Genomic DNA, 20,632 nt, shown 5'->3' with positions numbered 1-20,632 from the left:
TGGTCCTATCAGTCTTGTCTGTCTTATTTTCCTTTAGTCTTTCGGCCAAGCTTTGATGTCTTCGTCCCGCCGGAGCTTCTTCAAATCGTAAACTTCCTGGTGGGCGAAGTCGGAGACTTTTCGCCGCGGTTTGGTTTTGGGCCAGCTCTTGGCGTGGCCGATGGGTATAATCCAAAGAAGACGAAGCGGCTCGGGCACTTTGAACAGCTCGCGCAGCTCGGGCGCCACTTCCTCCCGCACGGAAACCCACACCGTTCCCAATCCCATGCTTGCCGCCATCAGCATCATGTGCTCGACCGCGTTGGCGATGCTGGCCTGAAATAGCTTTTCCCGGTCGCCCGGCTGGCGCGTGGTTAAATAGACGCGCATCGTGCGCGGGTCGGCGCAGGCGAGCACGAGCGCGCTCACGTCGCCGACGTAATCTTTCTTGAGCCCCTTGTAGTGGACCGGGTCTTCGAGCTTCCGCTGCTTCCACTCCTGGTCGTAGATCCGGCGCACGCGTTTCATCTTCGCGCGGTCGCGCGTTACGACGAATTCCCACGGCTGGGTATTCGCGCCCGACGGCGCCCAGCGCGCCGCTTCCAAAATCATCCCTAACTGTTTGTCGCTAACGTTGCCGCTGCGATAGACGCGAACGCTGCGCCGCTTGCGCACGATATCCAAGAGTTCTTCGCTGTTCATGACGCCCGTATACCATTGCGGTCTCAAGTTTGCGAGCCGCGCGATCGCTTGCTATTCTACTACGATAACCAAGTTTCCGTGACGTGAAATGGTAAAAGTCGAAGAAAAATTAAAGCAACTCCTCCGTGAGCGCATCCTCGTCATCGACGGCGCGATGGGCACGATGATCCAGGCTGTCAAGCTCGATGAAGCGGCGTTCCGCGGCGAACGATTTGCAAATCATCCGAAGCCGCTCAAAGGCTGCAACGATCTGCTCTCGGTGACGCGGCCCGAAGTCATCGAGAAAATCCACCAGGGTTTTTTCGAAGCCGGCGCCGACATCATCGAAACCAACACCTTCAACGCCAACGCCATTTCCCTCGCCGACTACGCTTTGGAGGGTGAGGTTCATGCTATCAACGTGGCGGCGGCAAGGCTCGCCCGAAAGGTCGCGGACGCGATGAACCAAAAGACGCCGGACCGGCCGCGCTTCGTGGCCGGCTCCATTGGGCCGACGAATCGGACGGCGTCGCTTTCGCCCGACGTCAACAATCCGGCCTTTCGAGCGACGACATTCGACCAGCTCGTCGATGCCTACTACGAGCAGGTGCGCGGCCTCGTAGACGGCGGTGTCGATCTGCTGTTGCCGGAAACCACGTTCGATACGTTGAACCTTAAGGCCTGTCTCTTCGCCATTGGCAAGTTTTTCGATGACCGCAGTGTCCGCCTGCCGGTTCTCGCCTCGGTGACGATCACGGACCGGAGCGGACGCACTCTTTCCGGTCAGACGTTGGACGCGTTCTTGACTTCGATCTCCCATGCGGACCTTACGGCGGTGGGCATCAACTGCGCTTTCGGTCCGGAACAGATGGGACCGTTCATCGAAGAGCTTTCGCGGCAGTCGCACCTGCCGATCTTCGCGTATCCGAACGCCGGGTTGCCGAATGAGTTCGGCGGCTATGACATGGGTCCTGAGGAGATCGCGAAGCATTTGGGAGCATGGGCTCGGGAAGGCTGGCTCAATCTGGTTGGCGGCTGCTGCGGCACGACGCCGGCGCACATCGCCGCGATCGCCCGGGCTGTGCGCGGGGCGCGGCCCCGTGTTCCCGCCGAGCCTGACCGGTTCACTCATCTAAGCGGTTTAGAAAAACTCACGATCCGTCCCGATTCCAACTTCATCATGGTCGGCGAGCGGACCAACGTTGCCGGCTCGCGCAAATTCGCCCGGCTCATCCGGGAAGAACAGTACGAAGACGCCCTGACGGTCGCGCGCGAGCAGGTCGAGGGGGGCGCGAATATTTTGGACGTCAACATGGACGAGGGCATGCTGGATTCCGCCAAGGCGATGACGGTGTTTCTCAATCACATCGCGGCCAACCCGGAGATCAGCCGGATCCCCATCATGATCGACAGCTCGAACTTCGACGTGATCGAGGCGGGGCTCAAGTGCGTCCAGGGGAAATCGGTCGTCAACTCGCTTTCGCTGAAAGAGGGCGAGGAGGAGTTCAGGCGGCGCGCGCGGCTGGTAAAAAATTACGGCGCCGCCGTGGTCGTAATGGCCTTCGACGAGGAGGGACAGGCAACGACCGTGGAGCAGCGTCTGAAGATCTGCCGGCGGGCTCATAAGCTTCTTACCGAAGAGATCGGCTTCGACGAGAGCGACATCTTTTTCGACACCAACATCCTCGTCGTCGCCACGGGTCTTGAGGAGCACAACGAGTACGCGATCAGCTTCATCGAAGCGGCGAAGCAGTTGAAGCAGTTCTTCCCGCGCTGCCATATCTCCGGCGGCGTCAGCAATATCTCGTTTTCCTTCCGCGGCAACGACGCCGTCCGCGAGGCGATGCACGCGGCGTTTCTCTATCACGCGATCCAGGCGGGTATGGACATGGGGATCGTCAACGCGGGCCAGCTTTCGGTGTACGAACAGATCCCCCAGGAGCTGCTCGGGCGCGTGGAGGACGTGCTATTCAACCGCCGCGCCGACGCGACGGAGAGGTTGCTCGAGCTGGCGGAAAGCTACAAAGGAAGCGCTAAAACCGCGGCGGAACAGGAAGCGTGGCGCGACGGAAGCGTGGAGCATCGTCTCTCGGAGGCGGTCATCAAAGGGATTCTCGACTACATCGAGCCCGACCTGGAAGAGGCGCTCAAGAAATATGACCGGCCGCTGCAAATCATCGAGGGGCCGCTCATGGACGGCATCAATGTCGTCGGCGATCTCTTCGGCGAGGGCAAGATGTTTCTCCCGCAGGTAGTCAAGAGCGCGCGCGTGATGAAAAAAGCCGTCGCCTGTCTCACGCCGCTCATGGAGGCGGAGAAGAAGGCCGCCGATCAAGGCAAGTCGCGCGCGAAGCTCGTCTTCGCGACGGTGAAAGGCGACGTACACGACATCGGCAAGAACATCGTCGGCGTCGTCCTCGGCTGCAACAACTACGAGGTCATCGATCTCGGCGTGATGGTGCCGGCGGACCGCATCATCGAAACTGCCGTCAAGGAAAAGGCCGACATCATCGGCCTCTCCGGTCTCATCACGCCGTCCCTCGATGAGATGGTGCACGTCGCGAGAGAAATGGAGCGGTGCGGCCTCAGCGTGCCGCTTCTCATCGGCGGCGCGACGACGAGCAAGAGGCACACGGCGGTGAAAATCGCGCCCGCCTACCGGCACGAGACCATCCACGTGATGGACGCGTCGCGCGCCGTTCCGGTCGTGGGCCGCCTGGCCACGTCCCAGAGCCGAAAGGAACTGGACGCGAAAAACCGCGCCGAGCAGCAGGAGATCCGCAGGGCCTACGAGGCCAAGGCGGCGGTTCAACTATTGACCTACGAGGAAGCGGAGCGGAAAAAACTGCACATCGACTGGGACGAATCGCATATCCATGTGCCGGAATTCACCGGCCCGAAGACTCTGGGCGATTTCCCATTGCGGGAGTTGGTACCGTATATCGACTGGTCGCCTTTTTTTCATACGTGGGAGCTCCGCGGGCGGTATCCGGATCTGTTGAACGATCCGGCGCGCGGGCCCGCGGCCAGGGAACTCTTCGCTAACGCGCAAAAGCTCTTGAGCGACATCGTCGAGAAGAAACTTCTGACCGCGCGCGCCGTGTACGGTTTTTTTCCTGCGAATAGCGTGGGTGACGATATCGTCCTATATACGGATGCTTCACGCGCCAAGGAGCTCACGCGTTTTCACACGCTGCGGCAGCAAAAGGAAAACCAGGCTGCCAAACCGCAGTTGTCGCTCAGCGATTTCGTCGCGCCGCGCGAGAGCGGCCTGGTAGATTACGTCGGCGCGTTTGCCGTGACGACGGGTCACGGCGCGCAGGAGTTGGCCGAGCGCTTTGAGAAGGACTACGATCAGTACAACGCCATCATGGCCAAGGCGCTGGCGGACCGCTTGGCCGAGGCGTTCGCAGAATATCTGCACAAACGCGCGCGCGCCGATTGGGGCTACGGCAAGAGCGAGAATCTTTCGAACGAAGATTTGATCGCCGAAAAATATCAGGGCATCCGCCCGGCACCCGGCTATCCCGCCTGTCCCGACCATACGGAGAAGAGAATCCTCTTCGATTTGCTCGGAGTCGAAAAGGCGGCCGGCATCACATTGACGGAAAATTTTGCCATGCTGCCCGCCGCCGCGGTCAGCGGTCTCTATTTCGCCCATCGGGAGTCCAGATATTTCGCCGTGAGCGCGGTCGGCAAAGATCAGGTGGAATCCTACGCGGCGCGCAAGGGAATGGCGGTTGCGGAAGTGGAGCGCTGGCTATCACCCGTCCTCGGCTACGACCCCGCCCGGCAGTCATAAAAGCCCATCTACGGCGTTGTGCTTGATCTGCCTCGCTCGACGTACTGAAAATAGTACGCCTGCGCTCGTCAGATCGGCGCACGCCTTGTAGCTGGGACTTTTCTGACCGCCGGCAAGATAGGATCATTACATCGGGATCTTTAAGTTGGACATTTGCAGCTTCCTACGGTAATGAGGGGCCGTTGTGCCTGCCGATACGAACCGTAGCCTGAGAGCGCGTTTCCACGACGCGCTGGAGGAGGGCGAGTCTCGGTCACGGACGAGAATCTGTGTCAGTGTTTTTCTCGTGGCCGTGATCGTTGCGACCGTCAGTGCCGTCGCCCTGGAGACGATGGAGTCGCTCCGTGCCGCGTACGGCGCTCTCTTCGCCGCCATCGAAATCTTCACCGTCGCCGTTTTTACTCTCGACTATGCGCTGCGCTGCTGGGCGGCGCCCGAACGCGATCCGATAGGCGCCTCACGGCCGTGGCGCGCGCGACTGCGCTACGCGGCCTCGCCGTTTGGCGTCTTCGATTTACTGGCGGTGTTGCCGTTTTACGCGGGTCTGCTCTTTCCGATCGATTCGGACTGGCTCCGCGTGCTCCGGCTCCTCCGTCTGCTCAAAATGGCGCGCTACGCGCCCGGCTTGTCTCTGTTCGTGGCGGTCCTTCGCGCTGAGCGCCGGCCGCTACTCGCGGCGCTCCTCGTCATGGTCGTGCTGTTGGTCGTCGAATCGGGCGTCATGTTCATGCTCGAGCGCCACGCGCAGCCGGATATTTTCGCCAGCATCCCGCACACGATGTGGTGGGCGATCGTGACGATGGCGAGCGTCGGTTACGGCGACATGGTGCCGATCACGCCGGCCGGCAAGATGCTGGGGGGCATGGTGATGATTCTCGGGATCGCGATGTTCGCGATACCCGCGGGCATTCTCGCCACCGGTTTTGCCACCGAGATCCGCAAACGCGATTTCGTCGTCACCTGGCAAACCGTTGCGAGGATGCCGTTGTTCGCGGGACTGGACGCCACCCGGATCGCCGAGATCGCCGGCTTGCTCAAGCGCGAGATCGTTCCGGCCCATCACGTTGTGGTGCGCCGCGGCGAGCCGGCGGACTCCATGTTCTTCATTATGTCCGGCGAGGTGGAAGTTGACGTCCAGCCTTACCCCGTCCGGCTTGGACCGCGCCAATACTTCGGCGAGATCGCGCTGCTGCGCGACACGGTGCGCACGGCGACGGTGACTTCGCTGAAGGAGTGCCAACTGCTGGCGCTCGACGCAGCGGACTTTCGCCGCTTGCTGGATGCTCATCCCGAGCTTAAAGCGGCGATCACCGAAGTCGCCGAGCGCAGGCTGTCGCAACTGCACTCGAAAGTTTGACGCGCGGGCCGATCGTTTCAGGAAGAGCCCGAGTGCAGAATTCTGTGCGCGATGACTTCGAAGACGACCATGAAGAGAGTGACGACCGCCGTTCCCAGCACGACGGTCGTGCGCCGTTTCTCCAGCCGCGTCATGCCGATCGCTTCCCCTTGAGCCTCTCTGCGAATTTGCCGCGCATGCCACAGAGTATAGAGATTGGCGAGCGCTCCGAGCGCCGCCACAATAAGCACTGGAATGCGAAACGGGCTTTGATCGAGGTAGGTGAGAACTCCGGAGAGCCCGAAAAGCGTTCCCACGCCGAGAGCTACGGCCAGCGGACTTACCATAGTCGTGACGGCGCACGGCGCGCCCAGGATGCCGAAGATCACCGCGCCCCAGCTCACGCTGCGCTTGGGCTCGCTTTCCGGCGTTTCGATGGCGCGTGACAAATCCGTCCTCGCCTGCAAGCGATGCGCCCCCACCGGATCGCGAAACCCTTTGAGCGCGAGCCGTTCCTCCGCGACGCCGGGAAAATCGGCCGCTACTTTCTCATAGACATCGTGGCTGACGAGAACTTCGCCGGGATTGGTTTTGCTTTCCAGCCGAGCCGCCAAGTTCACCACGTCGCCGATCGCCGTGACGTCTTTGCTCTCTTCCGAGCCGAGGCGTCCGACGCGCGCCCATCCCGAGGCGATTCCGACCGCCGCCTTGAGGTCCATTTGAAAACGTTCGCTGAACGCCGCCATGCCCGACTGCAATTCCAACGCCGCGGCGACCGCGCGCCGCGCGTGATCGACGTGGCGAATCGGCACGTTGAAGAGCGCCATCACCGCGTCGCCGATGTACTTGTCGATGAAGCCGCCGTGCTTGGTGATCGCGGCGCTCGCCATTTTTAGAAACGCGTCCACTACCTCGTGCGTCCGCTCGGCGCCCAGCTCCTGCGTCAGCTCGGTGAACGAGGATAGGTCGGCGAAAACCACCGTCATCTCGACCAGGCGTCCTTCATGGACGTGAGTATCGCAGCGGCTGCAGATATTCGGATTGCGCGGGCTGCGCTTGATGCCGGCGAGACGGAAGACGCGGGCGAGCGGCCCGGAGAGCAAGGTGCCGCAAATGCCGCATTGCGGCGCGAGATCAACCGGCCGCGCCTTATCGCTCATGTCAGCAGACGTAAGCCGGCAGCGGAAGGTTTTTGCCGCGATGAGCTCGGCTCAGGCCGGCGCGGTCCCGCCGGTGTTCCAGCAAGAGTCTCGCGACCTCTTGCAGCGTCGTGACCGTCGGCACGGCGATCACCATGCCGATCAGGCCGAAGGCGTGCCCGCCGACGAGGATGGAGGCCAGGAGCAAGATGGGATGAAGATGGACGCTTTTGCCGACCGTCATCGGATGGATGAACGCGAGGTCGCAAAACTTGATGCCGAGGTAAAGCATCATGACTTTCGCCAGCGGCGCGAAGCTCTGGAATTGGATCATCGCGATCAGCGCGACGACCGTGCCGCTCAAAAACGGGCCGACGTAGGGAACGACGTTGGCCATGCCGGAGAAGGTGCCGAGAAGCAAGGGGTAGTTGACGCCGAAGGCCCAGAGGCCCAGGCCCGCGATGGTGCCGATTACCAGGCCGTCGAGCGCCAGGCCGCGGATGTAGCGGCCGATGATTCGGTCGATCTCGCACCAGACGGCGACCGAGGTTTCGATGTGGACCGCCGGCAGGCGGTCCATGAACAACCGCAGGATCTTTCGGCTGTCGCGCAGGAGAAAAAAAGAAAAGACCGGAATCAGAAACACAACCACCGCGATCGACGCCATGTGGCCGAGAAGGTTGGGCAGGTTGGCCGTCTGCCGCTCGAGCAACGCGCTGAGGCGTTCGTTCCGCGCCTCGGGCTCTCCCAGGAAGTGGCGCACGGCGGGGACCTCGGCGATGATGTCGCGTTGTAGATTATCGACCGCCCGGTCGAGCTGCTCGGTCAAGGAGGGCGAGCCCGACGCGAGCGTGTCGATCTCCGAGCGGAGCTTCGGCAGAAGAAAGTTGGCCGCGGCGGCGAGCGCGAGGATAATCATCATGTAGATGGCGGAGACCGCGATCTCCCGTTTGATTGCGAATGCTTCGGCGATCTTCACCAGCGGATTGATGACGTAGGCTAGCCCGGCGGAGAGGATAAAGAGCACCACGACGTCGGTGGCGACGTAGGCGATCAGCACGACCAGCGCAATTCCCACTGTCCAGACGATCGACGGCGGCGGCGGGAACCAGCGTCTAGAGGCTGAGTCTTCCGCGGGCACGGCGGGCAGACCTCGAGTCAACGGCGCGTCCTCTCCGCGGTTTGATCGGCGATCGAGACGGCGGCGGTTTTGGCCGGGCGAAGCGAGCCGCGGGTGTGATCCGAGCGGACGTAGCCCGCGAGGGTCTTGAGCAAATTTTCCATGACTTTGATCACGAGCGTTTTGTGGCCTTCGATCAGTTCGTCGAAGTGGCTCTTGTACATGATCAGCAGGAGAGAATCCTCGTCCGCGCGGGCGCCGGCAAAGCGCGGTTGGTCGTCGATCAGCGCCAGCTCGCCGAAATAGGCGCCGGGGCCGAGGAGCGCGAGCGGTTTTTCAAAGCCGTCGGCTGCCCGGGCGATCGATATTTTGCCATCGAGGACGATGAAGAGCGCTTTGCCCGGGTCGCCTTCGCGAAAGATGATCTCGCCGGCGCGGTATTCTTTTTCGAACACCTTGACCAGGAGCCTGCCGAGATGCCGCCGGTTGAGACCGGCGAACAGCGGGACCTCGGCCAGGAGCTGAAGCCTGCGTCGCTGTTCCGAGTCCGTCAGCCATTTGTGCCAGCGCCACTTCACCATAGTTTTTCTCGACCCGTATATCGTGATTTTTCTTGAGAGTACCGATAGGGCGCCAGGATGTCAACGCGGAGCCGTGGATGGACTTTTAAATCGGATTGGGATAAGGCTCCGCCTAAAAGATTGGCGGATCAGCCCCCGCCACAATGCACGGCGGGTCCGCCTCAGGAGGATCTGGCTGAAAAAGGAGGGAGCCATGATACCCGTGCGTAGTTTAGTCGTCACTGGTGTCCTACTGTTCTCTGCCGTTCTGGCGGCGCAGGAGGGTCCCAACAGGCCCGAGGCGAAGCCGTTGACGCTCGACAGCAAGACGACCGCCATCTTGGTTCTCGATCTGAACGCACGCTGTCACGACGCCGGCCAGGTTTGCTCCAAGCTCATGCCGGCCATGGGGGAATTTCTGGAAAAGGCGAGAGCCGCGGCCGTGCCGATCATCTATTCGGTCTCGGCCTCGGCCAAGGGCAAGCCGCTCGGGGAAGTGGCGTCGCCGCTGAAGCGGAAGGAGAACGAGCCGGTGATCTATCCCGATGGCTTCGATAAGTTCAACGGCGGAGAGCTCCAGGCGCTTCTCAAGGAGAAGGGGACGAAGACCGTCGTCGTCACCGGCGCTTCGACCAACTCGGCGGTTCTTTACACCGCGACGACCGCGGCGCGCATGCACCGCTACAACGTCGTCGTGCCGATGGACGGTATGATCGCCGAGAAAAAATACGAGCAGGAATACACGTTTCACCAATTTACCGTGCTGCCGTCCGAGGCGCACAAGCAGTTTCAGTTTACCACTCTCTCGTTGATCACGTTTAAATAATGCCAAGTCTCCGAGTGGGTAAAACGCCGTCCATCTTGCTGGCCGTCTTTCTCGCCGCGTCGCCGGTCGCCGGCTTCGCTGCAACGGCCGGTCAAGACGTATGGGACGCCGCGTTCGATTCCGTCAAGAAGGAGAGGTTTATCCCAGTCGAGCTTTGGGCGGGGGCGGAATGGGATGGCGCCAGAGACTTGAAAATGGCTAACGCCGAGCTTCGATTTGGCGACCGCGAGCACAAGGAGATCAAAGGGCCGATGGAATGGGAACACCCCGACACGGGGGAGACGCTCCTAGTCTATGAGAGGACAAACCGGGACGAGAAGGGAGGAATTAAACTCCAGTTGTTCGCCTTGAATGAAGTGAAGAATGGTCTGGGCCGAGTCTCGGATTCAAGCAAGGAGGGTGTTAGAACGTTTTCCGGCGGATTAAAGTTTCCGGTGGGCTATTGGAAACAAGGTGAAACCAGGCAGGTCACCGAGAAACGCTACGAGCGCGGAAGAATCGGAACCAGAACGGAATTCATTACTATTACGCGGCTCGATTTCGAATACCAAGGCGTATCGCACTGCTTGGAATTCGACTGGCTCTACAGAGACGGCGCTAAAGTACTCGATCGCCAGACTTACACCTACTGTCCGGGACAGGGTATGGTGCGGCAGATTAAACATTAAAAGCCGCAATGACCCTCGCCACGACCGTCCCACCTTTTCCCTTTAGCTCCAATTCTCTTCTCGGCTCATTGGGAAACTGCGACTCGACGAACGAGTAGCTCCTCTGTGATAAGGATTTCTCCCGGAGCGGCGGCGCCCTGGAGCCGGGCGGCGACGTTGACCGGAGCAGCAGTGGCAGCAGTGGGGTCAGAGAACTTTTTACAGCGTCCCGCGCTTCGCTACTACCCGCTGCCGGTCATCGCTTCCACTTGTATCTTCGAAAAAAGTTCTCTGACCCCAATCTCCTCCTCCCCCTTTTTACATGAGGCTCAGGCTACGCCGGCAGCAAGTCGAAGACGCGCATGGTCGCTACGGTCTTCCCTTTGTTAGCGGTCTCTTCTACCAACCCCTCTTTGCACGTCCAGACATGACCTTTTTTCGCTGTGAACGTCTTACCGTCCTGTGTCACCTCCAAGGCGCCCTGGCCACACTCGCAGATCATGGGGTTTTTCATTGTAGCTTTGGTGCTCGCCCCGGCCTGGAGCGTGAACTCGCGCAGCCGTACTTTCGGGAAGCCTGGGACCATTGAATCAAGCTCCTTGCCGGTTTTTATATTTACCCCTTTTGCTTCTGCAGCTAACACGCTGCTACCCTTGCCTAGGACAAGTGCAGATGCGCCCGCGAGACCCAGCATCAACAGCTCCCTGCGATCCAGCCCTCCCTTACTGCTCTTTCGTTTTGTCGCCATAGCTCCCTCCTTCTTTTTCGTTATTCGGCCTTACGGCCTACAGGCTCTTCCTCTTTCTATTTCCACTTCTGATCCCGAATAATTGCCTAAACGAGTCGGTTCAGCCGCGGCCGGCTGGAACCGGAAGTTAGCCGACTCAAGAGCCGCTCCATAACGACCGATACAAGCGGGAAAAATTGGGGGAAAAATTGGGGTCAGAGAACTTTTTCGATTCTGCTCGCTGTCGTTTTCTTGGGTCGCCCCCGCACTTCGCCTACTAAACGCCGCCCCGTCACCGCTTCTATTTGTTTCTGAAATGCTTCGTGTCCGATCAAGCGACCCCGTTGCGTCGCTTGTCGGATTTGCTCCCACTCTCCTTGAGAGATCTGCGAGTCTACCCAGTGTTGGTACTTCTCTTGTCTTTCTGTCTTAGTCGCCCCCAACCCGCTGTACCAAGGGTCCTCATCCAGCAAACGATCCGCCATGCCCAATGCCCGGTGCTGATAACTGCTCCAACGATATTCTTTCGGCTGTGTTACCAGGCCGGCTCTCACGGGATTTAGCTCGATGTATCGGCTGCACGCTATCAAATACTCATCTCGACTTACGGCCGCACTTTTAAATCTCCCTTCCCATAACGTGCCCGAACGACCATAGGTCTCGTTAACGTACCTGACGTATCTTCGTCCCACGCTCTGCATGAATCGACCAAGATCTCCAACTTTAGCCGGTTCGACCAAAAGATGGAAATGATTGGTCATCAAGACGTAGGCAAATATCTTGCACTGACATTTGCTCTTGGCCTGTCGAAGGCATTCCAAGAAAAACCGGTAATCATCATCGGTGAAAAACGTAGCACCGCGGTTGTTTCCCCGCTGGATAATGTGATGGGGATAAGCGGGAATGGTGATTCGTGGCGATCGTGCCATGCGGCGTCTCAAATGTCCGATAGATTTGTCCGGAACCTATCGCCAGATTACAACGTCGTCAAGAAAAAAGTTCTCTGACCCCCATTTTTCTGACCCCCATTTTTCCGGACACGGTCAGTCCGCCGATAACAACGGTAGCAAGGAACGTCATGAATCCATGATGCTCATCCATCCAGCGAACTGGCTGCCAAAGCCGGTATCCGGTTGTTTTGAGAAATCGTATTATTTTCTCCGTGGGCTTCGGGGGCATTGTGCGATGCAAACAGGATCAGAGTCGAATTTGCCTAGCGTCATGCTCTGCAGCGGGCCAGCTCTGCGGCTCGTACCGACATTACGCTTGCGGGCCCGTCCGCAGCAGCTAAAGTTAAGCCTAGCTAATCACTTATCCCTTTTGGCGGCTGCCTGCTCGGTGAGGGTTCCGACATCGCAACCAAGCCCAGAATCCCGACGAGTAATAGAGTTATGCCCGCCTGCGTCCAAACCGAGGGACTTTCACACCAAGATCTTCCCCGACCGGTGGGTTTGGCTGGTGTTACCGGAGCCGGCATTCGAGCGCGAAGTTCGAGGTATTCGCTTCTGTATTCTCTAAGCCTTCCTTGAATCCAGGCTAGAAATACAATGTGGAGCACGAGCGCGATGATTCCACCAACAAGGACGGCCGCCAGTGGTGGTCTGAAGGTGGTCTGTAATATTGCGGCCGATGCTGCAAGCAGAGCTGCCCACAAGCCAAAACTAAGTCGCCACTCGTGGCGAGATTTATGGTCCCAATCTCGCCAAGCCTGCTCGCTCAGTGCGTGGAGCGCATCGAATTCCCTCTTGGTGTTCTCTTCCATCGGCTTCTTGGCGTCCTCACTCATTGTTTGCGGGCCTGGAACGAGGAGGGGGAAAGAGGGGGCAGGCTACTTTTTTGAGAGTCTGGCTGTCCATTCGATTTGTTGTGATAGTAATGATATTTTGTCGCTAGTTTCAAAGCGCGAGATCGGAGTCGCTGCCATCGACGAGCATTGCTCGTTCGGTGATCGGGTCGCCGTTCAAGCTCTTGACGAGGAGCCCTAACGCATCACGGGCTGCGGTTTGCAGGCCTTCGATAAGCTCCTTGGATTGGATCTGATCGGCATCCGCACCACTCCCAAGATACCGAACGGGGCCGAAGGCTATGACCGCGTCTCTCCAGAACACACGCTCGCCGTCAGCCCTGTGAATGGCGCCGACAACGTGAATGAAGGGCCGGTAGGACTTACGGAATCCGATCTGCTCGAAGCCAGTTCTTGCCCCGAGACCGTATGTTACCTTGATGGCGCCTATGCAGTGCTGAGAGGCACCCTCGGGTGCGGTCGTGCGAACGGTTGTTGGGGCTTCCCTAGATCGAACCTCAGTGATGATGCGGCTCGTCGCAGTCGGATCTTCCGAGAGCTTGATCGCGAAAGGACGAGACTGACTAAGTACTGTTTTTGCCTCTTGCGTGACGTATGCTAGGACGTCAAAGTCTCCGAGCAGCTGCTCGAAGGGACCAGTCTTTAAGCGCTGCTTCGAGCGGTCCACGTCTTGCGACTGACTCATCGCCGCCACGGCGAAGATCGATCCGGCTAAAAACGTCGAGGCAAAGACCTGTGCCTGGTAACGTGCCTGGAAATAGGAGCGACTATACACGGCCAACCTAGTATCGCACGCTGGCGTGCCGATGACCCACTCGGGAGAGACTCGCACAAATGACGTGCACCCTCCCAAGAGGATTCCCAGGGACGCGATGACAAGGAAAAAGATGAGCCGATTTTCACAGATCTTCATGTGTCTCTCCTCGTGCCTGGCGACTCACGCCTAGTAGCTTAAGACGGCAAGCCGGATTGAGACTTGCATAAGTTAATGTTCGCGAACCGATTTCGGAAGGGTCCGATAGCAGGTCCAAAAGCTAGGAGCAGCAAAATGTCTCAAAGCTCCTTAGTCTTTCCAGCTCGATGTGCCGCCAAGGCTTCTTCTGCTAATTGGTCAAGCTTGCCGGTCCCAACATCTTCCTCAATTTGTCGGTCCCACTCCTCGGAATCATACTCGTGGAACCACCTCCGAAATGCCTTGAGTTCAGACGGTGTGAGCTTTTGAATTTCTCGTTCGATATTTTCGACCTTGCTCATCGAGACCTCCTAAACCGACACTCTAGCAAAGTTTGCGCTAGAGGGCTAATGCTGGCGCGGGATGAAGCCATACTCCACATCGTCAGGATAGGTCAAGCGCGATCTATCGCGACGATCACGCGATCAGGCGCGCAACCACCGTTCCACTCTTTCCCTTCAGCTCCAATTCTCTTCGCGGCGCGCCGGGGAATTGCGGCTCGACATGCGAATAGCTCTCTTCCGTGACAAGGATTTCTCCCGCGGCGGCGGCGCCCTGGAGGCGGGCCGCCACGTTGACCGTGTCGCCCAGCACGGTGTAGTCCCTGACCGCGCCTTCGCCGACGTTGCCGACGAAGGCCTCGCCGGTGGCGATGCCGGCGCCGACTTTTAATCCCTCTGCTTCGCTCATCACTCCGCGAATGATCTCCACAGCCGTCTCGATCGCCCGCTGGGGATGATCGTGCTGGTGAAGCGGCGCGCCGAAGAAGGCCATCACCTGGTCGCCCACCATTTTGTCCAAGGTTCCATCGCGACGGAATATTGCCTGAGTCGCCAGCGCGTAAAATCGGTTCAGTCGTCCGGCGACTTCAGCGGGAGAAAGGCGCTCCGCGAGGGCGGTGAAACCGCGAACGTCCACGAACATGACCGAGACGTTTCGCGTCTCCCCGCCCGGGGGAGCCAGCTCGTATCAGAGAGTGCAGAGGCTCGGGTTTTTGCGCGAGGGGCGAATCTGGATCAAACGAAAGGGAACGGAGAATATTCCGAGGAAAGGGACGAGACACTCTTTACAGCGCTTTCCGGAGGGGAGCGCGCGGTAAAGCGGGCGCACGATTCTCACGGCGCCGAGCCGTTGCCGTACGGCGACGAGAAGTTTTCTCATTTCACTGCCGGTTAGGGCTGGGGACCGAATACTTCCTGGAGCTTGAACCGGACCGCCGCTTCCCCACCGGGGGCAAAATCGAACTTGGTCGTGTTGTCGATCCGCTCCAGAATTTTGCGGCCCGCGGGGTCTTGATGCATCAGGACGAGAGTTTCTTGCAGCCGGTTGGCCGCCGCCGGGTCCAGGTTTTTTCGGATGGAGACAAAATGGCGGGGAAAATTCTCGGTCTCTCCCAGGAGAACGGTCTCCGCTTTTCTCTTGGCGTCGAGCCGGTCGTAGTCTTCGTTGCTGAACGCGCCGGCCGCCACTGTCCGCGAGAGCACCATTTCGGCGATTTTCGCCGCGGAGTAGGTGAAGATGTAGCCGACCTCCGATGGAGACACCGCAGCGTCGAGTGACGTCTTCTCGGAGAGCTTCAATCCCTTGGTTACGAAGAAAAGTTTCGGCAGAAAATAGCCGGAAGTCGAGCCTGGATCCTCCAACGCGACGATCCTGCCGCGCAGGTCTTCGAGGCGGACCGCTTCGGCGTCCTTCTTCGCAAAGATGACCGCGCGGTATTCGGGCGCGCCGCCTTTCCAGCGCCGGAGGAGTGGTATGGCGGCGCCCTGCCGATTGATGAGGTAGGTGGGGTAGGGGCTGTCCATGTAAAAATCGACTTTGTCCTCTTCCAGGAGCTTGGCTAATTGCCAGACGTTGGCCGCGGCGGCGACCTTGCCTGCCAGAGGGGCGGAAGGCGAGGAAAATTTTTGCGCCACGTAGCGGATGAAATCGCGAAATTCGGCTTCGACCTGGGCCTGGGGTCTCTTGGAAACGATTCCCAACGTGATCGTTTTGGCGGTGGCGTCTCCGGAACGCTGGGCCCAGCTCTTCGCGCCAGGCATCATCGACGATACGAGCGTGGCGGTCGCAACGATGAGGGTGAGGCGGCGGATTCGTGTTCTCATGGCTATCTTCCGAGGAGCTTTCATGTCTTTTCACCGGATCGGAAAAGCGCTACGAGCTTCTTCCGGACCGCCTCCTCGCCGCCCGGCAAGAGATCGAACTTGGTCGTGTTGTCGAATTTTTCCAGAACTTTCCGGCCTTCGTCGTCCTGATGCATTGCCAGCATGACTTCTTTCAACCTATTGAGCTGGGCCGGGTCCAGGAGCCTTCGGGCGGAAACCAGGCTGCGTGGAAACGCCTCCGTTTCCGCTAGGATGGCGATCCCGGTTTTGCTATGTTCGCCGAGCCTGGCGTAATCGTCATTGCTGAACGCGCCGGCCGCGGCTTTTCCCGAGCCGACCAGATCGACGATTTTATTGGTGGAGTAGGTGAAGATGTAGCCGATTTCCTTGGCGGCAACTTTGGCTTCAGTTCCCGGCTTCTCGGCGAGCCTGAAGCCTTTTCGCAGCAGGAAGACCTTCGGCAGAAAATGACCCGAGGTCGATCCCGGATCCTCAAAGGCGATCACCTTGCCGCGAAGATCTTCGAGCTTTGTCGCTCCGCCGTCTTTCCGGGTGAAGAGGACGCCGCGATATTCCGCCATTCCCCCTCTCCAGCGCCGGAGTATCAGTCGCGCGGCCCCCTGTTTGTTGATGACATACGTGGGATAGGGACTGTCGGTGTAAAAATCCACCTTCTTCTCCTGCAGGAGCTTCGCGAGCTGCAGCGGGGACGGCGCGATGATCACTCTGCCCTCCACGGGGGTCGAGGAAGAGGAGAGCTTTCTGGCCACGTAGTCGACGAAATCTCGAAATTGCGGTTCGACTTCCGCAGGAGCTTTTTTAGAGACGAAACCCAGAGTGATCGTCCGAACTTTCTCCGGTGCCGGCGCGGCCGCTTCACAGGTCGCAGCCAAGAGGAGAGCGCCGATCCCAAAGGCGACTGAGAAAAGATGCCCGTGTGTATTCATGACGACCTCACAAAGTCGGAACGAGAAGCATGCGGCGAATCAACCAAGTCGAAAGCTACTATAAGCGAAACGGCATTGGCAAGGACAAAAAAGAGGGCGTGACGAGGGGGCGTTGCATGCGGCGGGAAGAGTCAATTTATTTCTCGCGGTTTTTTTCCTTCCAGCCTTTCAATCTTTCCTTGATCGCCTTCTCGTAGCCGGACTCGGAAGGGGAGTAATAGGTCTTTCCCTTGAGCGCGTCGGGCAAATGCTGCTGCTCGACGACGTGGCCGGGAAAATTGTGCGCGTAGCGGTAGTCTTTGCCGTAACCCAGCTTCTCCATCAGCTCGGTCGGCGCGTTGCGCAGGTGCAGCGGCACCGGCAGAGCGCCTTTGTCCTCCACGTCTTTCGCCGCCGCGAGCATGGCCTTGTACGATGCGTTGGACTTCGGCGCGGTCGCTAAATAGGTCACTGCCTGAGCCAGCGGGATCCGCCCCTCGGGAAGGCCGACAAAATGGAGCGCGTCCTTCGCTGCCACGGCGACCTGCAATGCCTGCGGGTCGGCGTTGCCGATGTCCTCCGCGGCGAGAATGATCATGCGCCGCGCAATGAAAAGCGGGTCTTCGCCGGCTTCGAGCATTCTCATCAGCCAGTAGAGCGCCGCGTCCGGATCGCTTCCTCGCATGCTCTTGATGAAAGCGGAGACGACGTTGTAGTGCTCCTCGCCGGCCTTATCGTAAAGCAACGCTCTTTTCTGCAGCGCTTCTTGCACGGCCGGAAGATCGATCTGTTTTTTGCCCTGGTCGCGCCGGCCGAGAGCCGCGGCGGTTTCGAGGGCGTTGAGAGCGATGCGCGCGTCGCCTTGCGACTGCTCGACGAGAAACCCGCGCGCCTCCGGCGTCAGCTCCAGGCGGTAACTTCCCAGGCCTGATTTCTCGTCGTTGAGCGCGCGCCCGACGATCGTATCGATCTCTTCGGCGGAGAGCGGATGCAGCACCAGCACCTGGCAGCGCGACAGCAGCGGAGAGATGACTTCGAACGAAGGATTCTCGGTCGTGGCGCCGATCAGAATGAGAATGCCGCGCTCGACGTGCGGCAGAAAAGTGTCCTGCTGCCCCTTGTTGAAGTGATGAATCTCGTCGACAAAGAGGACCGTCGGCTTTCCCATCCGGTGGAGACGCTCCGCCTCTTCGATGACTTTTTTGAGCTCTTTGACGCCGGAGGAGACCGCGGAGAAATGAACGCAGTGGGCGCCGCCGGATCGCGCGAGAATTTGCGCCAGCGTGGTCTTCCCGCTTCCGGGCGGGCCCCAGAGGATCAGCGAGCGCAGCTCGCCCGCCGCCGCCATCTCCCTCAGCAATTTTCCCGGGCCGAGCAGGTGTTGTTGCCCGACGAAATCATCCAGGGTGGACGGGCGCATCCGTTCCGCCAGCGGGACGGGACGGCTTCGCTCCTTGTCGCGGCCGGTATCGAACAGCTCCATCGCAAACATGCTAGCACAGTTTCCCGGCCGAGGTGTAGGCGCTTTCAATGGGTCGGTTTCGCAACTTGTAGGGGCGACCCCCTGTGGTCGCCCAAAATCCGGGCAGGCACGGGGGCCTGCCCCTACATTGGAACGATATGCAAACACATTGAACCACGACCGGGCGCCGGTCGTTTTGAAATGGCCGCCGGTTTCATGTATAGAATGCGCGGCTGGAGCCGTGATGAAAGAAGACCGCAAGGATCCGTCGTTTTTGGAAGAACAGCCGCGACTTGTGCTGCAACAGGGCGCGGCGGTTTCCGGGAAACTCGTTTTCGATCTGCCGGTGAAAATCGACGGACGCTTCAAAGGAGAGGTGAAGGCCGGCGTGCTGCTCGTGCTCGGTCCCCACGCGGAGGTCGCGGCGAATATATCGGCCGGCCAACTGCGCATCGAGGGCAGTCTGGTTGGCAGGGTTCGAGTCGATGGATGGATCGAAATCCTGTCCGGAGGCCGTTTTCAGGGCGAGATCGAGGCGGGAAAACTCAAGATCCATTCAGGCGGCGTGTTCGAAGGGAAGGGCGAGATCCGCGCTTCTCAACCTTCCTCTTCGTAAAGCCGCGCGCCCTTGCCCGATCTTTCCCTGAGATAGTAGAGCTTGGCGCGGCGGACTTTTCCGCGCGAAACCACTTCGACCTTGTCGACGCGAGGCGAATGGAAGGGGAAGATGCGCTCGACGCCGATGCCGTAGGAAATTTTGCGAACGGTAAAAGTGGCGCGGCTGCCTTTGCCCGATATTCGAATCACGATTCCTTCGAAAACCTGGGTCCGCTCTTTTTCGCCCTCGACGACTTTCACGTGCACCCGCACGGTCTCTCCCGGCCTCAAGTCCACGACTGCTTTTTTGCTCTGCTCGGCTTCGAGCTGCTCCAGGGTATTCATAAATTCTCCTTAGTCTAATCCGTTCCCAACAGCCGGTCTAAAATAATTGCCGCCGCGGAGCGGACCGACAGGTGATTGTAGTTTGTTCCGCCCTCGATCGGCTCGAGGATGGTGTCGGATTGCGCCAGGATTTCTTCGGTTAGGCCCCACCCGGTGCCGAGGAGGAGCAAAAAAGGCGCAGGGCTTACCTTTAACATGTTCCTGAGTTGAGCGAAAGAGGTGCGGTTTTTCCCCGCGCGGGCCGAGGTCACGACGAGCCGCGGCTTGACGCCGCACTCCCGCTCCACGTCGAGGATCGCGTCGTCCACGGTATCCTTCACTTGCGCCAGCGCCAGCGCCTCCTTGCGCGTGTGGTTGTATTCGGCGCCGTAGCCTTCCTCCCAATGGGCGATGATTTTGAGCGATAATTTTTGCAGCGCCTTGACCGGGGTCACGACATAAAATTTTTTCAGGCCGTAGGTTTTCGCCGCGCGGGCGATGTCGTGAATGTCCATGTTCGTCACCGCCGTGGTGACGACTTCGCCGTTCTTGTCATAGACGGGATGATGGAGGAGAGCGATGTACACGCGGGCCGGCGTGGAACGAGGAATGTTTTTTTCTTCCGCGCGAACTCCCGCTTTGCTGATAAGATCTGGCCGGCGTTCCTGCGTGAGCTTGAGGCTCATTTCCCGGCGCCAGTTCTGTATCCGCTCGTGGTCGCCGGAGAGAAGCACCTCCGGGACTTTCACGCCGCGATATTCTTCCGGCCGGGTGTATTGCGGATACTCCAGCAGGCCGTCGGAAAATGATTCCTCTTCCGGCGACTTCAAATTTCCCAGGACGCCGGGGATCAAACGCGCCACCGCATCGATCACGACCATCGCGGGCAGCTCGCCGCCGGAGAGAGTATAATCACCGACGGACAATTCTTCGTCGACAAAATCTTTAACCCGCTCATCCACGCCCTCGTAGCGGCCGCAGACCAGCACCAGCTCTTTTTCCCGGGAGAGCCTTTGCGCTTCGGCCTGATCGAATAATTTTCCTTGCGGGCTGAGCAGAATGACCCGCGGCCGGTCCAGTTTCTTTTTCGCGTCCTCGATCGCCGCGACCAGCGGCTCGGGCTTCATCACCATTCCCTGCCCGCCGCCGTAAGGAGCGTCGTCCACCGTGCGATGTTTGTCCGTCGTGTAGTCGCGCGGATCGACGAGTCGCACGGAGATCAAACCCTTCTCCTGGGCCTTTTTCAAAATGCTGTGGCCCAGAGGAGATTCGAACATGGGCGGAAATAAAGTTATTACCGTAAACTTCAACATGGATTTTCGGAAGTCAGTCTAAACGGAAGGCGGGGTGAAGTCTAACGGTTGCGAAGGCCTTTAGCTGCCAAAGAGTCATCAAAAACCTCCTAATAGCTTGATCGGGATTTTCTCGCTGTCCAAGTGAGAAATCAAGAATTTTTCTTCGAATGCCATTCATTCGATTGGCCTATAAGGCAAAATACTTGAGCTTCCTTTACTCGAAGACCGGGATGTTTAGAGATATAGAAAGAAAGAAGCTTTCCGGCCAGGAGCAATGCCCGCTCAAGCCATGGAAAAAGCGCTTTGAATAAACCTATTGACATTCGGATTGAGGGAATATAGGGATGGAG

General features: G+C 59.1%; 20 protein-coding genes. 5 read left to right on the top strand and 15 right to left on the bottom strand.

Annotated features, from left to right (window positions below; all coding sequences use genetic code 11):
* Positions 1-33: 33 nt before the first annotated feature.
* Positions 34-681 carry a nitroreductase family protein gene (locus VGL70_05845; GenBank protein HEY3303042.1) on the bottom strand — a complete coding sequence of 216 codons (648 nt, stop codon included), beginning with the start codon at positions 679-681 and terminating at the stop codon, positions 34-36.
* Positions 682-769: 88 nt separating this feature from the next.
* Here VGL70_05845 and metH point away from each other — a divergent pair, with 88 nt between their 5' ends.
* Positions 770-4,462 (top strand): methionine synthase, encoded by a 3,693-nt coding sequence (gene metH / locus VGL70_05840; GenBank protein ID HEY3303041.1) that lies wholly within the window; start codon positions 770-772, stop codon positions 4,460-4,462.
* A 184-nt stretch (positions 4,463-4,646) separates the two neighbouring features.
* A complete protein-coding gene (locus tag VGL70_05835; protein ID HEY3303040.1) occupies positions 4,647-5,819 on the top strand; it encodes a cyclic nucleotide-gated ion channel in 1,173 nt (390 codons plus the stop codon).
* Positions 5,820-5,836: 17 nt separating this feature from the next.
* Here VGL70_05835 and VGL70_05830 read toward each other — a convergent pair whose 3' ends face one another.
* The 3 genes from VGL70_05830 to VGL70_05820 are packed head-to-tail and all read right to left on the bottom strand — an operon-like array spanning position 5,837 to position 8,638.
* Positions 5,837-6,958, bottom strand: coding sequence for an adenylate/guanylate cyclase domain-containing protein (locus VGL70_05830; protein HEY3303039.1), 1,122 nt, complete (start codon positions 6,956-6,958; stop codon positions 5,837-5,839).
* Between the two features lies 1 nt (position 6,959).
* Positions 6,960-8,099, bottom strand: a complete 1,140-nt coding sequence (locus VGL70_05825) for an AI-2E family transporter (GenBank protein HEY3303038.1) — start codon at positions 8,097-8,099, stop codon at positions 6,960-6,962.
* On the bottom strand, positions 8,096-8,638 hold the full coding sequence (locus VGL70_05820; GenBank protein HEY3303037.1) for a cyclic nucleotide-binding domain-containing protein: 543 nt from the start codon (positions 8,636-8,638) through the stop codon (positions 8,096-8,098). Before VGL70_05820 ends, VGL70_05825 begins: the two co-directional genes overlap by 4 nt.
* Before the next feature lie 193 nt (positions 8,639-8,831).
* Here VGL70_05820 and VGL70_05815 point away from each other — a divergent pair, with 193 nt between their 5' ends.
* Both VGL70_05815 and VGL70_05810 read left to right on the top strand, forming a co-directional pair.
* Entirely contained in the window at positions 8,832-9,443 is a 612-nt protein-coding gene (locus tag VGL70_05815; protein ID HEY3303036.1) for an isochorismatase family protein, read from the top strand.
* Positions 9,444-9,457: 14 nt separating this feature from the next.
* Positions 9,458-10,111 (top strand): hypothetical protein, encoded by a 654-nt coding sequence (locus VGL70_05810; protein HEY3303035.1) that lies wholly within the window; start codon positions 9,458-9,460, stop codon positions 10,109-10,111.
* A gap of 313 nt (positions 10,112-10,424) precedes the next feature.
* Here VGL70_05810 and VGL70_05805 read toward each other — a convergent pair whose 3' ends face one another.
* The 8 genes from VGL70_05805 to VGL70_05770 form a co-directional block, all read right to left on the bottom strand.
* Positions 10,425-10,838 carry a hypothetical protein gene (locus VGL70_05805; GenBank protein ID HEY3303034.1) on the bottom strand — a complete coding sequence of 138 codons (414 nt, stop codon included), beginning with the start codon at positions 10,836-10,838 and terminating at the stop codon, positions 10,425-10,427.
* Positions 10,839-11,032: 194 nt separating this feature from the next.
* Positions 11,033-11,746, bottom strand: a complete 714-nt coding sequence (locus tag VGL70_05800) for a transposase (GenBank protein ID HEY3303033.1) — start codon at positions 11,744-11,746, stop codon at positions 11,033-11,035.
* 966 nt (positions 11,747-12,712) lie between these two features.
* A complete protein-coding gene (locus tag VGL70_05795) occupies positions 12,713-13,534 on the bottom strand; it encodes a hypothetical protein (protein HEY3303032.1) in 822 nt (273 codons plus the stop codon).
* A gap of 140 nt (positions 13,535-13,674) precedes the next feature.
* A complete protein-coding gene (locus VGL70_05790) occupies positions 13,675-13,875 on the bottom strand; it encodes a hypothetical protein (GenBank protein ID HEY3303031.1) in 201 nt (66 codons plus the stop codon).
* Positions 13,876-13,990: 115 nt separating this feature from the next.
* Entirely contained in the window at positions 13,991-14,536 is a 546-nt protein-coding gene (locus tag VGL70_05785; GenBank protein HEY3303030.1) for an adenylate/guanylate cyclase domain-containing protein, read from the bottom strand.
* Between the two features lie 209 nt (positions 14,537-14,745).
* Positions 14,746-15,678 carry a phosphate/phosphite/phosphonate ABC transporter substrate-binding protein gene (locus VGL70_05780; GenBank protein ID HEY3303029.1) on the bottom strand — a complete coding sequence of 311 codons (933 nt, stop codon included), beginning with the start codon at positions 15,676-15,678 and terminating at the stop codon, positions 14,746-14,748.
* Positions 15,679-15,698: 20 nt separating this feature from the next.
* Positions 15,699-16,625, bottom strand: a complete 927-nt coding sequence (locus VGL70_05775; protein ID HEY3303028.1) for a phosphate/phosphite/phosphonate ABC transporter substrate-binding protein — start codon at positions 16,623-16,625, stop codon at positions 15,699-15,701.
* Positions 16,626-16,761: 136 nt separating this feature from the next.
* Positions 16,762-18,087, bottom strand: coding sequence for a replication-associated recombination protein A (locus VGL70_05770; protein HEY3303027.1), 1,326 nt, complete (start codon positions 18,085-18,087; stop codon positions 16,762-16,764).
* Positions 18,088-18,310: 223 nt separating this feature from the next.
* On the opposite strand from VGL70_05770, the gene VGL70_05765 reads away from it, so the two are divergent.
* Positions 18,311-18,682, top strand: a complete 372-nt coding sequence (locus tag VGL70_05765) for a polymer-forming cytoskeletal protein (protein ID HEY3303026.1) — start codon at positions 18,311-18,313, stop codon at positions 18,680-18,682.
* On the opposite strand, the gene rplS is transcribed toward VGL70_05765, so the two are convergent.
* The 3 genes from rplS to VGL70_05750 all read right to left on the bottom strand — a co-directional run.
* On the bottom strand, positions 18,664-19,008 hold the full coding sequence (gene rplS, locus VGL70_05760; GenBank protein ID HEY3303025.1) for a 50S ribosomal protein L19: 345 nt from the start codon (positions 19,006-19,008) through the stop codon (positions 18,664-18,666). The two genes, VGL70_05765 and rplS, sit on opposite strands and share 19 nt — an antisense overlap.
* A 14-nt stretch (positions 19,009-19,022) precedes the next feature.
* Entirely contained in the window at positions 19,023-20,300 is a 1,278-nt protein-coding gene (gene trmD / locus VGL70_05755) for a tRNA (guanosine(37)-N1)-methyltransferase TrmD (protein HEY3303024.1), read from the bottom strand.
* 131 nt (positions 20,301-20,431) lie between these two features.
* Positions 20,432-20,632: hypothetical protein (locus VGL70_05750; GenBank protein HEY3303023.1), on the bottom strand; the 201-nt coding region annotated here is incomplete at its 5' end.

This window comes from Candidatus Binatia bacterium (assembly GCA_036504975.1).
Taxonomy (GTDB): Bacteria; Desulfobacterota; Binatia; order UBA9968; family UBA9968; genus JAJPJQ01.
The sequence above is the reverse complement of the archived record's forward strand: the minus strand, read 5'-3'. Positions and strand labels throughout refer to the sequence as shown.

Excerpts from the sequence above, each read along its gene's own strand:
- VGL70_05805 (HEY3303034.1), bottom strand. The coding sequence starts at position 10,838 with ATGGCGACAAAACGAAAGAGCAGTAAGGGAGGGCTGGATCGCAGGGAG.
- VGL70_05790 (HEY3303031.1), bottom strand. The coding sequence starts at position 13,875 with ATGAGCAAGGTCGAAAATATCGAACGAGAAATTCAAAAGCTCACACCG.
- VGL70_05845 (HEY3303042.1), bottom strand. The coding sequence starts at position 681 with ATGAACAGCGAAGAACTCTTGGATATCGTGCGCAAGCGGCGCAGCGTT.
- trmD (HEY3303024.1), bottom strand. The coding sequence starts at position 20,300 with ATGTTGAAGTTTACGGTAATAACTTTATTTCCGCCCATGTTCGAATCT.
- metH (HEY3303041.1), top strand. The coding sequence starts at position 770 with ATGGTAAAAGTCGAAGAAAAATTAAAGCAACTCCTCCGTGAGCGCATC.
- VGL70_05780 (HEY3303029.1), bottom strand. The coding sequence starts at position 15,678 with ATGAGAACACGAATCCGCCGCCTCACCCTCATCGTTGCGACCGCCACG.
- VGL70_05800 (HEY3303033.1), bottom strand. The coding sequence starts at position 11,746 with ATGGCACGATCGCCACGAATCACCATTCCCGCTTATCCCCATCACATT.
- VGL70_05795 (HEY3303032.1), bottom strand. The coding sequence starts at position 13,534 with ATGAAGATCTGTGAAAATCGGCTCATCTTTTTCCTTGTCATCGCGTCC.
- VGL70_05820 (HEY3303037.1), bottom strand. The coding sequence starts at position 8,638 with ATGGTGAAGTGGCGCTGGCACAAATGGCTGACGGACTCGGAACAGCGA.
- VGL70_05775 (HEY3303028.1), bottom strand. The coding sequence starts at position 16,625 with ATGAATACACACGGGCATCTTTTCTCAGTCGCCTTTGGGATCGGCGCT.
- VGL70_05770 (HEY3303027.1), bottom strand. The coding sequence starts at position 18,087 with ATGGAGCTGTTCGATACCGGCCGCGACAAGGAGCGAAGCCGTCCCGTC.
- VGL70_05830 (HEY3303039.1), bottom strand. The coding sequence starts at position 6,958 with ATGAGCGATAAGGCGCGGCCGGTTGATCTCGCGCCGCAATGCGGCATT.
- rplS (HEY3303025.1), bottom strand. The coding sequence starts at position 19,008 with ATGAATACCCTGGAGCAGCTCGAAGCCGAGCAGAGCAAAAAAGCAGTC.
- VGL70_05765 (HEY3303026.1), top strand. The coding sequence starts at position 18,311 with ATGAAAGAAGACCGCAAGGATCCGTCGTTTTTGGAAGAACAGCCGCGA.
- VGL70_05815 (HEY3303036.1), top strand. The coding sequence starts at position 8,832 with ATGATACCCGTGCGTAGTTTAGTCGTCACTGGTGTCCTACTGTTCTCT.